Source organism: Dellaglioa sp. CoH-57-MRSF-21 (genome assembly GCF_056781915.1).
Window position 1 is genome coordinate 168,089 of record NZ_JBXAXU010000004.1, and the last position, 16,699, is coordinate 184,787.

General features: G+C 32.5%; 15 protein-coding genes. 5 read left to right on the forward strand and 10 right to left on the reverse strand.

Going from position 1 to position 16,699, the window contains the following annotated elements:
- Positions 1-3 precede the first annotated feature (3 nt).
- On the reverse strand, positions 4-633 hold the full coding sequence (locus AC1RPQ_RS05975; RefSeq protein ID WP_481761925.1) for a VanZ family protein: 630 nt from the start codon (positions 631-633) through the stop codon (positions 4-6).
- Between the two features lie 432 nt (positions 634-1,065).
- Between AC1RPQ_RS05975 and AC1RPQ_RS05980 the strand changes: the two genes are divergently transcribed.
- The 3 genes from AC1RPQ_RS05980 (at position 1,066) to AC1RPQ_RS05990 (ending at position 4,409) form a co-directional block, all read left to right on the forward strand.
- Positions 1,066-2,976 carry an LTA synthase family protein gene (locus AC1RPQ_RS05980; protein WP_481761938.1) on the forward strand — a complete coding sequence of 637 codons (1,911 nt, stop codon included), beginning with the start codon at positions 1,066-1,068 and terminating at the stop codon, positions 2,974-2,976.
- Positions 2,977-3,092: 116 nt separating this feature from the next.
- Entirely contained in the window at positions 3,093-3,833 is a 741-nt protein-coding gene (locus tag AC1RPQ_RS05985) for a hypothetical protein (RefSeq protein ID WP_481761926.1), read from the forward strand.
- Between the two features lie 18 nt (positions 3,834-3,851).
- Positions 3,852-4,409, forward strand: a complete 558-nt coding sequence (locus tag AC1RPQ_RS05990; protein WP_481761927.1) for a hypothetical protein — start codon at positions 3,852-3,854, stop codon at positions 4,407-4,409.
- 42 nt (positions 4,410-4,451) lie between these two features.
- On the opposite strand, the gene dltD is transcribed toward AC1RPQ_RS05990, so the two are convergent.
- The 9 genes from dltD to AC1RPQ_RS06035 all read right to left on the reverse strand — a co-directional run bounded on the left by dltD (position 4,452) and on the right by AC1RPQ_RS06035 (position 15,067).
- A complete protein-coding gene (gene dltD / locus AC1RPQ_RS05995) occupies positions 4,452-5,699 on the reverse strand; it encodes a D-alanyl-lipoteichoic acid biosynthesis protein DltD (RefSeq protein WP_481762190.1) in 1,248 nt (415 codons plus the stop codon).
- Positions 5,700-5,936, reverse strand: coding sequence for a D-alanine--poly(phosphoribitol) ligase subunit DltC (dltC, locus tag AC1RPQ_RS06000; RefSeq protein WP_481761929.1), 237 nt, complete (start codon positions 5,934-5,936; stop codon positions 5,700-5,702). It abuts the gene before it with no gap.
- 25 nt (positions 5,937-5,961) lie between these two features.
- On the reverse strand, positions 5,962-7,158 hold the full coding sequence (gene dltB / locus AC1RPQ_RS06005) for a D-alanyl-lipoteichoic acid biosynthesis protein DltB (RefSeq protein WP_481761930.1): 1,197 nt from the start codon (positions 7,156-7,158) through the stop codon (positions 5,962-5,964).
- Entirely contained in the window at positions 7,158-8,687 is a 1,530-nt protein-coding gene (gene dltA / locus AC1RPQ_RS06010) for a D-alanine--poly(phosphoribitol) ligase subunit DltA (RefSeq protein WP_481761931.1), read from the reverse strand. Before dltA ends, dltB begins: the two co-directional genes overlap by 1 nt.
- A gap of 14 nt (positions 8,688-8,701) precedes the next feature.
- The gene (locus AC1RPQ_RS06015; protein WP_409022273.1) at positions 8,702-8,851 is read right to left on the reverse strand and encodes a teichoic acid D-Ala incorporation-associated protein DltX; all 150 of its coding nucleotides are present in this window, start codon (positions 8,849-8,851) and stop codon (positions 8,702-8,704) included.
- A gap of 215 nt (positions 8,852-9,066) precedes the next feature.
- A complete protein-coding gene (locus AC1RPQ_RS06020) occupies positions 9,067-10,512 on the reverse strand; it encodes a sensor histidine kinase (RefSeq protein WP_481761933.1) in 1,446 nt (481 codons plus the stop codon).
- Positions 10,512-11,237 carry a response regulator transcription factor gene (locus tag AC1RPQ_RS06025; RefSeq protein ID WP_481761934.1) on the reverse strand — a complete coding sequence of 242 codons (726 nt, stop codon included), beginning with the start codon at positions 11,235-11,237 and terminating at the stop codon, positions 10,512-10,514. The genes AC1RPQ_RS06020 and AC1RPQ_RS06025 overlap by 1 nt, the downstream gene beginning before the upstream one ends.
- 159 nt (positions 11,238-11,396) lie before the next feature.
- Positions 11,397-12,818, reverse strand: a complete 1,422-nt coding sequence (locus AC1RPQ_RS06030; protein WP_481761935.1) for a hypothetical protein — start codon at positions 12,816-12,818, stop codon at positions 11,397-11,399.
- 2 nt (positions 12,819-12,820) lie between these two features.
- Positions 12,821-15,067, reverse strand: a complete 2,247-nt coding sequence (locus AC1RPQ_RS06035; protein WP_481761936.1) for a transglycosylase domain-containing protein — start codon at positions 15,065-15,067, stop codon at positions 12,821-12,823.
- A gap of 398 nt (positions 15,068-15,465) precedes the next feature.
- Between AC1RPQ_RS06035 and AC1RPQ_RS06040 the strand changes: the two genes are divergently transcribed.
- Together AC1RPQ_RS06040 and AC1RPQ_RS06045 are read left to right on the forward strand one after the other, a co-directional pair.
- On the forward strand, positions 15,466-16,203 hold the full coding sequence (locus AC1RPQ_RS06040; RefSeq protein ID WP_481761937.1) for a peptidylprolyl isomerase: 738 nt from the start codon (positions 15,466-15,468) through the stop codon (positions 16,201-16,203).
- A gap of 73 nt (positions 16,204-16,276) precedes the next feature.
- Complete coding sequence (locus tag AC1RPQ_RS06045) at positions 16,277-16,603, forward strand: heavy metal-binding domain-containing protein (protein WP_409022267.1); 327 nt, start codon at positions 16,277-16,279, stop codon at positions 16,601-16,603.
- Positions 16,604-16,699 lie beyond the last annotated feature (96 nt).

Here is a 16,699-nt window from a genome sequence, read left to right on the forward strand (position 1 = left end):
CTTCTATTTTTTAACGTCTTTTTTATTTAATATTTGATTTAAGATAAGATATAGCCCACAGCCTATCAATGTACCCAATGAATTAAAAATGATATCATCTATATCACTAACTCCGGATCCTAGTACAAACTGTCCACATTCAATAGCGATTGATAAACAAATACCAACCAACATTGTTTTTACTAGAGAATACTTTTTAAATTGCTTTAGACTGGGTAAAATAATTCCTAACGGAACAAACCAAAGAATGTTACCATATAGATTATACACGAAATCGAACAAAGATTGTCCATTTGTCAGTTTAATTGTTTCAATTAACGGTGTCCAATTGATAGAATGAAAATTATAGGTTGAATTCAATCGGATATCCCATGGGAAATAGACATATCTAAATACCGTCAATTCAACTAATAAAACGAGGTACGCAACTAATAATAGCCTTACAAATTCTGTTCTGAAGTTTATTTTTTTCTTTTGATACAACCCTATACTTACTCGAATAACAAGATACACGATTAAGTAAAAAATTGTTTTATCAACACTTAAAAAAATAAGATGGATTAATGGAAAGTGGTTAATACCTTGTGAGTAATGATGTAAAACGTATTCATATAATTTTGATAAAAATAACATTCTTTCAACCTCACCTTCCATCTTCTCCTATATTAACAAATAAAAACATGATATTTTAGTATGTACCATTATTTTTCATGTAAATTTAATAAGTTAAAAATGCATTAACAAAGCTTAGCATCAATTGACACAAATTTAATATAGACTGTAAACTACAGTTACGATTTTAATTTGATTATACTCGAAAGGACGGTTCAAACCGTGCAGACACTCAAACGATTTAGAACATTTCTAAACACAAAGCTTGGATTTTTCACCCTACTTCTGTTTCTTTTCTGGTTAAAAACAATTACTGCATATCTTATTGATTTTAACCTTGGTGTTTCAGGAATTTATCAATACTTTGTCCTTTTGTTAAATCCACTTGGCACAACCATGCTACTACTCGGACTTGCATTATACATTAAAAAACCAGTTATTTCATATTTGACTATGTTTTTAATTTACATTGCGAACTCAGCATTACTATTTTTTAATGTTATTTATTATCGAGAATTTACTGATTTTATGACAATTAATACAATGTTAGGTTATTCTAAAGTTTCTGAAGGTATTAGTGGCAGCTCTTTTGCTTTAATGAAACCACACGATATTTTTTACGTCATTGACTTAGTGCTTATTATTTGCTTATTCTTAACTCGCTATTTAAAATTTAACACTCGACCATTCAGTAAACTTAACGCGTTTGCAATTACATCATTCTCAATAATGCTAACATTGGCAAGTTTAACATTAGGCGAAATTGACCGACCACAATTAATTACGAGAACGTTTGATCGTAATTATATTGTTAAATACTTAGGAATTGATTCATATACCGTCTACGACAGTTTCAAAACAGTTAAAAACAATCGGGTTCGCGATACTGCTGAAAGTTCTGATTTAAATGATGTCCTTGATTTTACAAAGTCACATTATGCAGCACCTAATCCAAATATGTATGGTATCGCAAAAGGTAAAAATGTTATTGTGCTCCATTTAGAAAGTTTTCAACAATTTTTAATTAACTTTAAGGTGAATGGAAAAGAAGTCACACCCTTCTTAAATTCTCTATACAATGGTAAAGAAACTTATAGTTTTCCTAATTTTTTCAATCAAGTCGGACAAGGTAAAACATCTGATGCTGAGAATCTCTTAGAAACAAGTATCTATGGATTACCTCAAGGATCTGTTTTCACATCTCTTGGATCCGAAAATACATTTGAAGCAGCTCCCGCTATCTTAAATCAAACCGCTGGTTATTCTAGTGCTGTTTTCCACGGTAATATTGGATCATTTTGGAACAGAGATTCCGTTTATAAAAGTATGGGATACCAATACTTCTTTGATTCAAGTTATTATGATACGTCTGCAAATAACACTCTAGAATACGGTCTAAAAGATAAGTTATTATTCAATGATTCAGTTAAATATTTAGAAAAATTACAGCAACCTTTTTATGCAAAATTCATTACCGTGTCAAATCATTTCCCATTTGATATTGATTCAAAAAATAAAGACTTTGAAGTTCCAGATACAGGTGATACGTCTGTTAATAATTACTTCCAAACGGCTCATTATTTAGACGAATCAGTTAAAGAATTTTTCACATACTTAAAAAAATCTGGATTATCTAATAATACAATGGTTGTCCTCTATGGTGACCATTACGGTATTTCAAATTCAAGAAATGTGAAGCTTGCTAAACTTCTTGGTAAATCATCCGAAACATGGAGCTCATTTGATAATACACAATTACAACGTGTTCCATTTATGATTAATATTCCTGGAAGTAAAAATGGTGGCATCCAAAATCAATATGGTGGTGAAGTTGATGTCTTACCTACCCTTCTTCACTTATTAGGCCTAGATTCGTCATCATATGTTCAATTTGGGACAGATTTATTTTCTAAGAATCACGATCAGACAGTTGCGTTTAGAAATGAAAACTTCATTACACCTAATTATACTGTTTTAGATTCTACAATTTATGATAATGTAACAGGTAAAGAAGTTACGCACCCTTCTAAAATTGTTAAGGAAACAATAAAGAAAGATCAGACAAAAGTCAGTACCGAACTAAATTTATCGGATACAGTCAATAATCAAAACTTATTACGTTACTATACACCAAAGAATTTTAAGCCAACGCAACCAAGTGACTATAACTATAAGAATCAATATAGTAAATTACTAAAATTACAAGAAACGCTTAAAAACAATTCGACAAGCCTCTATTCAAAACATGGCAATAAGTCGACAACAACCTTATATCAAACAGATGCTCCTGAATTAAAGGCACCAACTGCAAGTTCTTCTTCAAAAACTGTTACAAGTTCAAGTTCAAGTACCAGTTCAAAATAAACGCTACCGAAAAATAAATTTCGGTAACGTTTATTTTTTTATTCTAAACAACTTCACATAATGTTCATAACTATTATTTAAAATTAGTCATATAGATTAATCGAAGAGGTGTCATTATGTCTTTAATTCTACAATCATTATCTAGTATTTTTTATCATAAGAAACAAACAGTTGGGTTATTTATCATATTTTTTTTCACAATACTAATCGGTCTCTCAAACTTATTATTTAATCAAATTTCATTTGAATCATTTAAAAGTTTTAAAAAAATGCTTGCTCATATTAATGTTAATAGTACATCTAGTTCTAATTTACTTAGTGTCTTAACAGATATTCATAAACAACAAGTCAGCCTAATCTACCCTATTATTATTGGGTTATTGATAGCGGGTATTACTATCAGTATTGTTGTTTATAAAAAAATCATCAACAAGCGTATCAACGAATATCTTAGTTTACACAATATCGGCGAAAGTCAGCCTAAAGTCGCATTTGCATTCGCTCTTGAAGTCCTTATTATCTTTATAGCAGCATTAATTTTAGTGATAATTTTAATTTTCTTCTTTAAAAATAACTATACTTCATTGCTGAGAGAACTAAATATTTATTGGCTAACCCATTCATTAGCTATGCAACTTTCTCCCTCAGAAATATCCTCTGAGTTATTAGAATTACTGTCACATAAATTAACCAATTTTAATGGGAATTTTTTAATTTCCTCTACAAACGTACAATTTAGTACATTAATCTCGCAAGAATCATTCATTAATTCTGCATATCTATTTGCTGGCGGTATAACTATTAGCCTTATTTCATTCCTATCTGTCTTATTCTCTACCCGTAACTCATCTCATTAAATTATAGGAGGCATCACAATGCAACTAAAAAAATACACTAATACAACTCAATCATTAACCTCATTATTCCCTACCCATTCGGTTTCAATCATTTTAGATAAATCATTTGAATTCGTAAATCAACTTGAAAATCAAGACTTTATTAATTCAAATTTAGTTACTTTAATCACAATTGAAGAACTAAGCTTAATAGTTCCTTATCTAACTATCACACAAAATATGGGTTTAACATCTAAGAAACAGCACAAAAAAACATATAAAACTATTTCAAAATTAATTTATGGACAATATTTTCACCACTATTCACCGAATTTTATCAACAAAAAAACGACTGATTTAAGTCACTTTGATGAAACACTTATTTTAATTTTTAGAGCTATCTTAAACGATTATTCGGTGATCATTTTATCAGGCTTAATTGATGAATTTTCAATAATAGAAACAAGATTCTTCATTGATTTAGTCACAGAATTAACCTGCCAATTAGATTTAAGCATTATTATCACAACTAAACAGACAGAGTTACTTACTCAACCGCAAATCATTCCCTTTGCAGAATCTCCTATAATAGAATAAACCCTCATTGCATATGCAATAAGGGTTTATTCCAATTATTTTTTATTCTTGTTGCCAATCTTCTGAGTAATAATAATTATTTAAATGATATTTAGGTTTAACTTGTTTTTGAGTCAGGAATGGGTTCACATAACTATCAACCGCAACCCAACCTTTCCAACCTAAATGAATCGTATCTTCCATGAAGTATTCTTCATTACCATCTTTACTGAAATCAGCAATTTTATTAAATCCTTGGGATTTCAATTGCTTTGTAACCTTACCATCAAAGTTAGCTAGCATCTTCGACGATAGTCCAGTATAACTTGCCCAACGTTGGTTTACAGGTGGAATAATAAACAAGACGTCAGTATGTTCTTTAGCAAACTGATTTAAAATTAATTGGAAATCTGAAAATTCAACAGAATGATCATAATTTAATTTAGTCTGTGTACCTGCAAGCTTACCAATTTTTTTGTTAAGCTTATTTTTATCCCAATAACTATTTTTGATTGCAAAATCATTATTGGTTGTCCATTTAGCACCATATTTACCGGCAAGAATATTTAATTTATTTAAATCATATTTTGCTGGAAGGTTCTTAGTTTGTTTGTCGATAGTCTGTGTTCGATCGGCCATCGGAAAACCTGAGAATAATTGATCTTCATGATTCAAAATCGTTAATTTCAAGCGAAGCATCGTAGCATCCGCTTCAGATAACGACTGTCCTTCAGCAATTTTATGCATTGCATTCAGTACAGATTCATTTCCTTCACCAGACATTAAAGTAATAAATCTGTTGGCAGCATAACGATCTGACAGGCTGTTAGCATTTGCAGATAGTAACCACTCTGTTGTTTGTAATGGTGAATAAAAATTATTAAATACCTGCTTTCTTACACCATTAGGAACAAACCATTGTGGTGATACCACCATAACTGCTTTTTTATTTCTTAATTGATTTTTGATACCTTGTAAATAAAAATAATGATTAAGCGATTGTGTCCCACCAGTTCCCATTAAAAATGGACGATATGAACGATTATATTTTTTCGCTAAAACTGAAGGATGCATCGAATCCATCCGTGAAAATTCGGATGAACCGATAAATGCCACATAACCATCATCTAATGCCTTTTGACGAATAGCAGAGCCCTTTAAAATTAAAGTAGATTGCGATACTGCTGCTTTTTCTTCAGTTTTTGCAGAACTGAAATTATAATTGACTGGTGCAAGTAGTATGGCTAATAGTAATGCAACAGCCAAAACAACAGGCCCAATGATCATGAATAACTTCTTTTTCAATCCCATTTAGATCAAGCTTTCTACTTTTGCAATAATTAAATTTGGTGTTGCCCACTCAGAACGTTCAAACTCTGAAATTGGAATATCAACACCTAATTCATTTTGTAATTCTAAGATTAATTGAATTGAACCCATTGAATCTAATAGGCCTTCATCAAAAACATTTAAATCTAAATTATTTCTAACTTCTGCGCTACCTGTTGTCTCTTCTAATATATCTAAAACTTTATCTTTTGTGTTCATATCAATTCTCCTCTAATTATCTATTTTATGAAAAATATAGTTTGTCCAAAAATCCTGAAAAGATTAAGAAACTTAAGCAAACGATGTTAAACGTAATAAAGATTGCAAAAATTTCTGTAAATTTATTACTTGGAATACTGGTTTTATGTTTCTTTTTAAATCTGAGCCATGCATCATTAATGACGATAGCTATCGCATGGAATAGGCCATAGGCAATGTAATACCAAGTAACCCCGTGCCAAAATCCCATGAGTAAGAATAATCCAAAATAACCAACAATAGCTGTTGTTATTCGACTTTTAATTAATTTATGTTTCATCATAAAAAAGACTAATCTCATATAAACAAAATCACGGAACCAGAATGAAAGTGTCATGTGCCAACGATTCCAAAAGTCTTTAATATTGTGTGCGATGAAAGGTCTATTAAAGTTAGGAGGTGTTTCAATTCCCATAAAGTAACTGATACCAACTGCGAATAAACTATAACCAGCAAAATCAAAAAATAAATCCATACTGTACGTGTACATGTAACCAACTAAGGCCCACGATATACCACCGTCTAGTAATGCAATACGTGCGACGTGAGGTAACAGCATCGTACCAAATAGGTATGCTAGTAAAAATTTATATAAGAAACCTAAGAAAATGTAAAATACACCCTTTTGTAACATTTCTAAATATTTTTCTCGACTTGGGACATTTTGATAATCTTTAACAAACCGTCTGTAACGATCGATTGGTCCCGATGAGATAGTTGGGAAAAACAATAAAAATTGTAAGGTTAGCATCAAATCAAATTTCTTAATACTACCATCTCGCGATTCCATAATCATTTGAACCGCTTTAAACGTTAAATAACTAATTCCTAAAAAGCCAATAATTGATGGTATACCATTATTAATGGCTGGTGTTATTTTTACGATGGATAATGGTGCTATCGCTAAAAGGACAGCCATAATAAAAACCCACGTTTGATTATACTTACTACGATAATTCATGTATAAACCGATAAGTAAGACTTCAAAAATTATATAAATAAGTAAATTAAAGCCTTCGTGAAGTTTTGGACCGCCAAATATTAAGAAAATAAAGAGTAATGAAATTAACGTTTCATACAATCTAAATCTTTTACCATTAAGCAAACCAACAATAATTGGAATTAAAACAACAATAAGATATAGAAAGTACATCGGATTGACATAAGGTTGGAATGATACCATTAAGCATTCACCTCATTTATTAGTGTTTTCCGATCAATTTTACCATTTTGCGTTAATGGTAAAACATCAACATAAACAAACTTCTGTGGAATCATATATGACATCATTGTATCTAACAAGTATTTTTTAATTTCAACTGTTAATTCTGAGTCTCGTTCAACTGGATTATCATTTTGAACAACATACGCAATTAATTGAACCACTTTATGATCCTTATTATATTTTGGAATAGTGATTGCTTGTTTTACAAATGGATGCGATGACACATGATGGTCAACTTCTTCTAATTCAATTCGGTAACCATGTAGTTTAACCTGGAAATCAATTCGTCCACGATATAACAACATCCCTTCAGAATTTATGATTGCTGCATCACCAGTTCGATAGGCAGCTACGCCATCCATTTCAAAAAAAGCACTGGCCGTTTTTTCAGGATTGTTAAGATAACCTTTTGAGACACTAGGTCCAGCAATAATTAATTCACCTTCATCACCATTTGGTACTAGTTCATTTTCTGGATTAACTACAACCATCTTTGTATCTGATTTGGCATAACCAATTGGTAATCGTGGGTATTGTTCTAAAATAGCATCAGTAATCTCAACACTCGAAACCGCAACTGTTGCTTCCGTAGGACCATACGTATTAAATATCTTAGCCATTGGGAATCTTTGCTTCAATGCTGCAGCTGTTTTGTGAGTTAATTCTTCACCACAAAATAAGAATCGACTAAGATCTGGTAAATGTTTATCATCAAACGTTGGTTCTAATAAACAAATATCAATAAATGATGGTGTTGAAACCCAAACTTGTAAGTCCAGAGTAGGTAACGTTTGGAAAAGAACTTTGAAATTATCCGTCACTTCTTGAGGTAAAACAGATAACTTACCACCCATAGTTAATGTAGGATACAAGTCCATTACTGATAAATCAAATGAGTATGGTGCCTGAGATAGACTATTGGGATGTTCTGGTAGAGAGAAATCTTCTATCATCCAGTTCACGTAACTTATCAAGTTATCATGACTAATTTGAACCCCTTTTGGCTGTCCAGTCGTACCAGATGTAAAGATAATATAGAAGTTATCTTTACCAGTTACTTGGAAACTAGGATCAGGAACTTCTACCCCTTGATTATTCTCAATAATTTCTGTTAATTCAGTTGATAAAATTACAGGTACATCGAGTTTAACTTCAGGTAATTCTGCTACAGCTATACAAGCGACTGGTTTCGCAACTTCTTGAATTGACTCTAAACGCTCAGCTGGTGAGTGCGAATCAATTGGAATATATGCGTGCCCTGCTTTAACGCTTCCTAAAAAAGCCACTAGCATATTAAATTTTTGATTTCCATATATCATAATTGGACGTTTATTATCTAAATTTAATTCAATCAAATGCAATGCTAATGCATCAGATTTTTCTTTTAACTGTTGATAAGTATTTGTCTCACCCAAATCATTGTAAACAATGCGATTGGGATCGGACATTGCGATCATATCAATTTGATTAATTACATTTTTTATCATGTCTTTGCTCTCCTTTAAAATTCATTATAGATAAACGTACCATTACTTATACCTTTAAATGAATACAGGTAAACTAGCATCGCCAATACAATAAAATAAAAGGCAGTTCGAACGATAAACATAAAAACTTCATTTTCTTTTAAATCATGCCATTTTTGGCTCATATTTATCACATCCCCCTTAGAATGAATATAGTATACACTTTTTTTCCCCCGTTTAGCATTCATCTATGTCATACTAACCTAACAATTTTGTAATATTAAACTTAGTTAATAATCTTATTAACCGCTTTTTAGTGTAACAGAATTACATCTATATCACAAAAAAGAACGATTTCTATTTGTATATAGAAATCATTCTTTAATAATTTTTTAACTATTTATTCATTTTCTTGATTTGGAAACGTCAATGTAAACGTTGTCCCTTTTCCTTCAGTACTCATCACTTCAACTTTTCCGTTATGAAGTTGCATTAATTGATGAACAATTGATAATCCCAATCCTGATTCTCCGTACTTAGTACTCTTACGAGATGGATCTGCCTTGTAGTAACGTTCCCAAATATTTTCTAGCTGGTCTTTTGTCATGCCAATACCTGTATCAGTAATCCTAAAGATACTTTCATGGTAACCACGTTCAGCTGAAATATGAATCGTTCCTGATTGAGTGAATTGAATGGCGTTTTGCGTAATGTTAAAAATAACTTGCACAAATCGATCGTAATCCGCAAAAACCATTAAGTTTTTAGGAACACTTAATTCAATCTTATCGTCGGCTTCTATTGCTTTTTTTGTTAGTTGTTCAACGATGTTATTCAAAACAATAACCGCATCAAAATTACTTGGTGCTAGCGTAATTTGATTTGTCCTAATTTTTTCATAGTCTAAATTTTCATTGACTAATCGGATTAATCGCTTAGTTTCACTTTGCATTAGTTCAATGCTCTTCCCTTTGCTCTCTTCTGGAATTGCATCGTATGCTAGCCCTTCAAGTAGTCCGTTAATAGTTGTCAACGGTGTACGCATTTCGTGTGCAGCGTCAGCCATAAATTGTCTACGACGTTCTTCTTGACGTTTTATTTCTTTCTCTGATTCTTTCAATGAAGAAACCATGCCATCAAAATCTTGTGCCAAATCATCTATTTCATCTCGATGTCTACTTTCGATATGCACATCAAAATTACCATCAGCAACCATTCGAGTTGCACGTCTCAATCGATTAATTCTAGAAACAGAGTATCTCGCTAAAAGATAACTCAAAATAATTCCAGCGATAACAGAGACAATAAACGCAATAACCAAATTCTGAGTCATTTGACTCATATTGGATTGAATATTAGAAACATTGGCTCCAACCGATATAACCGCATATAATTTACCATTATAAAAATAAGGTTTCAAAATATCGGTCATATTAATTGCTTTCATATCTGTTTTTAATTGTCTATTAATATGCGGTGTACGGTGAACAACTTCACCATTTTCCAATTTTTTCCACTGCTCACTTGTAATATTGTCCTGTACCGCATTATCAGGATAGATAATTTTAGATTTTTTAGTATAAATAGTAAATCGAACATTTTGCGTTTTTAAAATTAATTCTGCATTTCTTAAATTATTTAAGTTTAAATTAAATTGCGTTTTTGAATCGGTTGTTTTTAAAACCATTGATTCTGACATTAAACTATCCGAGTAACCTTCCAATTGTGTCCATGTATTTTTATAGACCATATCACTCGTGAAATTTAAAAATAAAGCGCCAAATACAATGACCAATGTAATAATAACCGCGAAGAATGCTAACATTTGCTGATAAAGTAGCTTCATTAGTAACCAGCTCCTGAGTCATCAAATTTATAACCGACACCCCACACCGTTTGAATAACTTGTGGACCCACTTTTTCAATTTTTTGACGTAATTTTTTAATATGTGCATCAACTGTTCGTTCATCACCAAAAAATTCATAATCCCAAACTAATTCCAATAGTTTTTCTCTTGAAAAGACTTGTTTTGGTTTATTGGCCAACGTTTTCAACAAATCAAATTCTTTTGGTGTTAAATCATGAATTAAAACGTCTTGTAAGTATGCTTCTCGACGAGCTGTACTTAATTTAAAGTGAGTTGTGACAATATCAAAACTAGTACTTTCATTTTCTGTTTCATCGTCAGTTCCAACACTTGGTTTTTCTGCCCGGCGGTGAAGGGCCTTAATTCTAGCAATCAATGTTATTGGGCTAAAAGGCTTTGTTACATAATCATCTGCGCCCATTTCTAATCCAAGAACTTGATCACTTTCGGTATCGCGTGCCGTTAAAATAATAATGGGGACATTAGCTGAAACTTTTCGAATCGTAGAACTGACTTGCATGCCATCCATACCAGGCAAATTCAAATCAAGCGTAATCATATCCCAACTATCCGGATCTTCATTAAACATAGCAACAGCATCATTACCATCATAAGCGTACTGAACGTCCCATTTTTCTTTTTGAAAAAACATCGACATCATTTCAGAAACTGCCTTATTATCCTCTACCATCAATAATTTCATATTATTCCTCTTTCATTTCCAATTTAATGAAAATCATAATCTTATCTGCTACTTTGAGCGGTCTTATATTCCATTAGTATAACTAAATAATATGAATATTTTTAGTTTTTTTTCGTAATATATTTTAATACCATCAATTTTAATGTATTGTAACTACTTTTACTGTATTTTAGTAGCTGATGAACTGCTTACCTGGCTTGTACTACTACTAATAGCACTTGATTCTGAACTGCTTACGGCTGTATCTGATGACGCGTCGGCTTCTAAACTAGAGCTTGTTTCATCCGTTGAACTTGATTCTTCTACAGAACTTGCCTTTGCCTCCTGGCTTGATGCGCTGGATGACTTTTTACTTGCTCCCGAGTAAATTTTATTTGCTGAAGTTCCCTTATAACTTTGGTGTTGGATAATTACCTTTAATTTATCTGTTCGCTTAAGTAAGTTTCCTTCACTCGGCTCCGATAATATCATGTTTTTCCCAGACCATTTCTGTACAAATACAATTTCTATATGGTTTTTGTTGGCCCACTTTTGCGCTTCCGATTGAGATCCAAATTTAGGAACTTTTATATAAATTTCAGCTTGTTTCTTATCTTCAGCCTGTTTTTTTAATGCATGAGATAAAGTTTCTTCAAGTGAAACCAACTTTTTATCGGCTTGTTTCTTATCTGAAAGATCTTTTTTATAATCATCAAATACCTGATACTGCTCTGTCTGTGTGGCTAAATCTTTAGCTATCACTTCTTCAATTTGATTTAAAAAGGCAAGATTATTCCATGAATAGTGTAATTTACTGACAGCATTCGTATAGTCATCTATTTGCTGACTTGTACTTTTTTTCAAGATTTCTACATTACCTGACAAAGGGTCATACGTGGCTGTCTTCATGGCAATGGACATTACACCGTTTATTGCTATTGCATCTTTTGCCAAATTTTTTTGTAGTGTATAAATTCGATTGGCAAATTGATCTTTATTTGAAGAATTAATCAATAACTGATTAATGTACCCAAATTGTTCATTATTCAATTTTTGAATCGTTCCAGGGGTCACATTTACTTTAACTGTTTGTTCATCATCCTTAACAAATACATCTTGGTATAATGAATTCACTTTCACTTTTTTTAATAAATTATCATATTTTGTCTGGTAATCAGCACGTGAATTCTTAGAAATATTTGATAATGTATCATCTAATTTTTTCATTTCACTTGAAGTTGCTTTAGTCGTTAACTCCTCTGTTTTAATGTTGTAACTATCTGCATAAATTTCATTAAACTTTTGTTTTGCTTCTTTAGACTTAACATTAGAGTCGTAGAGTGAGTCTGGCGTTTGATTTGCCATTGTTAATTTTGAATTATCATTTTTGGACCAATCAAGACTAATTTGATACCGATTGATAACCGTATAGACGCTCCAAATACTCAAGCTAACCGCAATAAACAACAAAATACGATACGCCCACTTTAAAAATTGTCGTATCGATTTATGACTAGCTTGTTCTGGTTTAAAATCTGCTTTATTTTCTCGGTTAACAGTTTTTTTTCCTGTTTGCTTTGTCCCTCTTGATCTCGGTTCCATTTTTATTCACCCTCTAACGTCTCTTTAGCCGCCTTAATGCCATCATTAGCCTTGTCTAATTTTTTCTGAACATTATTTAATTTTTTCTGAGTTGACTGCTCCCATGAACCAATTTTATATGCTTCAGGTTTCTTGTGATATGAAGGATCCTCTAATTTTATTTTTAACGTGTCCTCAGCAATCTTTTTAGACAAATACGTTTTATATATTTTAGCTTTTTTTACATCAATTTTTTCTGGCTCTTTAACGCCTAACGTTACTACTTTATCGTTAGGTTCATATTGAGCTGCAAGACCAGTTCCTGACAATTGTATAACAGTTGATGGTTTTGTCCACTCACTATTATCAGCATTCTTTTCTTTTGAAAAATGTACCATTAGGTCACGATATAAATTAACATTTGTCATTGCAGATGCAGCATCAGTAATATAATGTCCTTTTTTCATTGGTTCATCATACCCTAACCACATCGAAATAGAAGTTGATTTAGTGAACCCATTCATCCAGACATCCATATTTGCATTCGCTGGAAATCCCGATGAAGCAGAATAACCGACGGTCCCTGTCTTCATTGCCTGATGAACATTATCAATTCTTGCAGAAGGCGCTGTCCCACCGGCATTAGGTACGCCTTCCATCATTGACGTTAGCATAAATGCTGTTGAGGCCTTCATAGCACGTTTACTATTTACCTCATATTTTTTAACACTATTATCTGAAAATTTTAGACTTGTGACGTAACGAGCCGCATGATAGGTTCCGCCATTTGAAACGGTGCCATATGCTGTCGCCATTTGTTCGGTAGAAACATCGAGTCCAATAGCCTGCGACCCCGCAGGTGCATTATTTTGAGCCATCCCTACTTGTGCTAAAAATTGGCTAGCCTTCGCACTCCCAACAGTATTTAACGTTCTAATTGCTGGTGTATTAGCCGAAACTCGTAATGCGTTTTGCATCGTTATTGATTTATAACTCACTTTATCAAAATTCTGAGCAACAAGATTAGTTCCCGGATAAGTATATGAAGTGCCATCTAAGGCATGTGTGGTTGCCCACCCAAAGTATTCAATAGCAGGGCCATAATCTAATAGTGGCTTAATTCCTGATCCTGACGAACGCTGCGTAGAAATTGCCCGATTATAACTGAAGGCAGTTTTTTGATGACGTCCACCATATTGAGCAACAATATTCCCCGTTTTAGGATCTGTAATTGTAATTGCAGATTGTTCTGCTGAATTTTGATAATATTTTTTATTATCAGCTAATTTTTTAACAGTCGCATTTTGCTTTGAATCAAGCGCTGTTGTAATTTGTAATGGAGTTTTAGCTAAATCGTACCCTTTATCGCTAACTTGTTCTAAGGCAGAAGTAACATAAGCATTATTTTCAAGAATTTTTTTTGTAACAGAATTTTCCATCCAATGGCGTTTCTGTAAATCTTTTGTCACTGATTCTGCGACAGCAATTTTATATTGTTTCTTTGTAATTACCTTATTCTCAAGCCCTGTTTTTAATATTATATTTCGGCGTGTTTGAACGGCTTTAGGGTTTGAATATAAATTATAGGTAGAAGGGGCTTGGCCCAATCCAGCTATAATTGCCTGTTGACTAATACTCAATTGTTTTAAAGTTTTACCAAAATACGTTTCTGAAATGGTCTGTGCCCCATATGATCCTTCGCCTAGACTCATTTTATTAACATAAAACTCTAAAATCTGTTTCTTACTATAATTATGGTATAACTGTTGCGCTAAGAAAAATTCTTTTATTTTCCGGTCTACAGTCCGATCTTTATTACTCGTTGAAAAAACAGTTAATTTAATTAACTGTTGCTCAATACTTGATCCACCTCGAGCTGACCCTTTACCTACAGCTGATTTAATGGAAGAAAGTCCCGCATTAAATAAGCCGGAGGGCGAAAATCCCGCGTCTTTGTAAAATGTTTGATCTTCTGTTGCTAATAACAGATTACTATATGTTTCAGGAATGTCTTTTGACTTAACATAAACTCGTTTATTCAGCGCTGAAGACCAAATTAACTGGCCATCTTTATCATACATATTTGAACTGGCATCAGATATTAATTCCTGACTTGTAACTGTTGGCACGGACTTAATAACTGTCGCAATATAAATACTTATCGTCGTAACTCCTAATAAAAATAAAACACCAAATATTGCAATAACTCTAAAAATCCACGGATGCCGATGACGCCATCTTTCTTTATCTTTCTTATTTTGTTTTACCATTATGCCATCCCCGATTCTGTGACACGAGTCACATCTCTTGCCATGACATTATTTATTATTTTTTCTATGTATAAATCTAAATTTCCCAATTTATTACCAACTAACAAAACGTAACCCCCTACTACTTTTCTTAACAATACAAAATCTGACTAATCCATTTCGATAATTGTATTGTAATCCTCTAACTATGTAAATTTTTATATCGTTCACAATTGATAACGTTCATATAAGTATTAAATCCTCATTTAACCGTGAGTCATCCCCATTTATATATGTTAAATATAACAATCATAATGACTATATACAAGCGCTAAACTGGATGTTTAAGTTAAGACTTGTATAACTTCTACCTCGTACGTTAAACTAGAGTAATTAAATAAAGAAAGTTTGGGGTTAATATGAAAAACAAAAAAATGATTGGTTTAATTGCAGTAATTATTATCATTATTCTTGGGGGAATTGGGTTCTTCTTCTACCATCAAAATGCAGAAACAACAAATGATACGGAAACTACTACTTCTTCATCAAGTGTAGCGTCAAACGTTGAACTACCACAACTTAGTTCAAAAGTAACAAAAAAAGAAGCTGTCGTAGATATTCAGACAACAAAGGGAAATATCAAAATCAAATTATTCCCGGAATATGCACCAAAAGCTGTGAAGAATTTTATTACTCATAGTAAAAAAGGGTACTATAATAATACCCTCTTCCATCGTGTTATTAACGAATTTATGATTCAAGGTGGCGATCCTAAAGGGGATGGTACTGGTGGCGAAAGTATTTATGGTCATACATTCGGTGCTGAAATTTCAAGTAACCTTTACCACATCCGTGGTGCTTTAGCGATGGCACAAACGTCAGAACCTGATTCAATTGGTAGTCAATTCTACATTGTTCAAAATAACCAAGATGTAAGTACCAGTGCTGATATTAAAGATGGCACACCGTCAAAAATTATTGATGCATACAAAAATGGTGGCACACCTTCACTTGATGGTACTTATACTGTCTTTGGTCAAGTTATCAAAGGGATGGATGTTGTTGATAAAATTGCCGCAGTTGCAGTTAATTCAAGTGATAAACCTACAACTAATGTTAAAGTTAAAACAATTAAAGTCCTCCAAGAGACAAAATAATCAGTTCAAATCTGCAGTCTCTTATAAAGTAACTATGTTACTATGAAGATACTAATAAAGGGAGGTTTTATAGATGTCAGATAAAATTCTAGTCGTTACAACGGAAAGTATTCCGGGTAGAGAATATGAAGTAATTGGGGAAGTTTTTGGCCTTACAACACAATCTAAAAATGTTATCAAAAACATTGGTGCCAGTCTTAAAAATATTGTCGGTGGCGAAATTAAGGCCTACACAGAAATGATGGCTGAATCAAGAGATACTGCTATTGATCGTTTACGCGACAATGCAGTAAGCATGGGTGCTGATGCAGTTGTTATGATGCGTTTTGATTCCGGTTCAATTGGTCAAGATATGCAATCAGTTGCCGCATATGGTACCGCAGTTCGATACATTAAATAATGAAAAAAAGTTTCAACAATGTACTAGGCCCTGTCAAGTTGACGGATGAAATAATATAAAATTTAATATGTTTCTAAATGGCTTTATCCCAGTATT

What these genes read in the sequence shown, in the direction of transcription:
- AC1RPQ_RS05975 (WP_481761925.1), bottom strand. Translation starts at nt 633, where the DNA reads ATGTTATTTTTATCAAAATTATATGAATACGTTTTACATCATTACTCA.
- AC1RPQ_RS05980 (WP_481761938.1), top strand. Translation starts at nt 1,066, where the DNA reads ATGTTTTTAATTTACATTGCGAACTCAGCATTACTATTTTTTAATGTT.
- AC1RPQ_RS05985 (WP_481761926.1), top strand. Translation starts at nt 3,093, where the DNA reads ATGTCTTTAATTCTACAATCATTATCTAGTATTTTTTATCATAAGAAA.
- AC1RPQ_RS05990 (WP_481761927.1), top strand. Translation starts at nt 3,852, where the DNA reads ATGCAACTAAAAAAATACACTAATACAACTCAATCATTAACCTCATTA.
- dltD (WP_481762190.1), bottom strand. Translation starts at nt 5,699, where the DNA reads ATGGGATTGAAAAAGAAGTTATTCATGATCATTGGGCCTGTTGTTTTG.
- dltC (WP_481761929.1), bottom strand. Translation starts at nt 5,936, where the DNA reads ATGAACACAAAAGATAAAGTTTTAGATATATTAGAAGAGACAACAGGT.
- dltB (WP_481761930.1), bottom strand. Translation starts at nt 7,158, where the DNA reads ATGGTATCATTCCAACCTTATGTCAATCCGATGTACTTTCTATATCTT.
- dltA (WP_481761931.1), bottom strand. Translation starts at nt 8,687, where the DNA reads ATGATAAAAAATGTAATTAATCAAATTGATATGATCGCAATGTCCGAT.
- AC1RPQ_RS06015 (WP_409022273.1), bottom strand. Translation starts at nt 8,851, where the DNA reads ATGAGCCAAAAATGGCATGATTTAAAAGAAAATGAAGTTTTTATGTTT.
- AC1RPQ_RS06020 (WP_481761933.1), bottom strand. Translation starts at nt 10,512, where the DNA reads ATGAAGCTACTTTATCAGCAAATGTTAGCATTCTTCGCGGTTATTATT.
- AC1RPQ_RS06025 (WP_481761934.1), bottom strand. Translation starts at nt 11,237, where the DNA reads ATGAAATTATTGATGGTAGAGGATAATAAGGCAGTTTCTGAAATGATG.
- AC1RPQ_RS06030 (WP_481761935.1), bottom strand. Translation starts at nt 12,818, where the DNA reads ATGGAACCGAGATCAAGAGGGACAAAGCAAACAGGAAAAAAAACTGTT.
- AC1RPQ_RS06035 (WP_481761936.1), bottom strand. Translation starts at nt 15,067, where the DNA reads ATGGTAAAACAAAATAAGAAAGATAAAGAAAGATGGCGTCATCGGCAT.
- AC1RPQ_RS06040 (WP_481761937.1), top strand. Translation starts at nt 15,466, where the DNA reads ATGAAAAACAAAAAAATGATTGGTTTAATTGCAGTAATTATTATCATT.
- AC1RPQ_RS06045 (WP_409022267.1), top strand. Translation starts at nt 16,277, where the DNA reads ATGTCAGATAAAATTCTAGTCGTTACAACGGAAAGTATTCCGGGTAGA.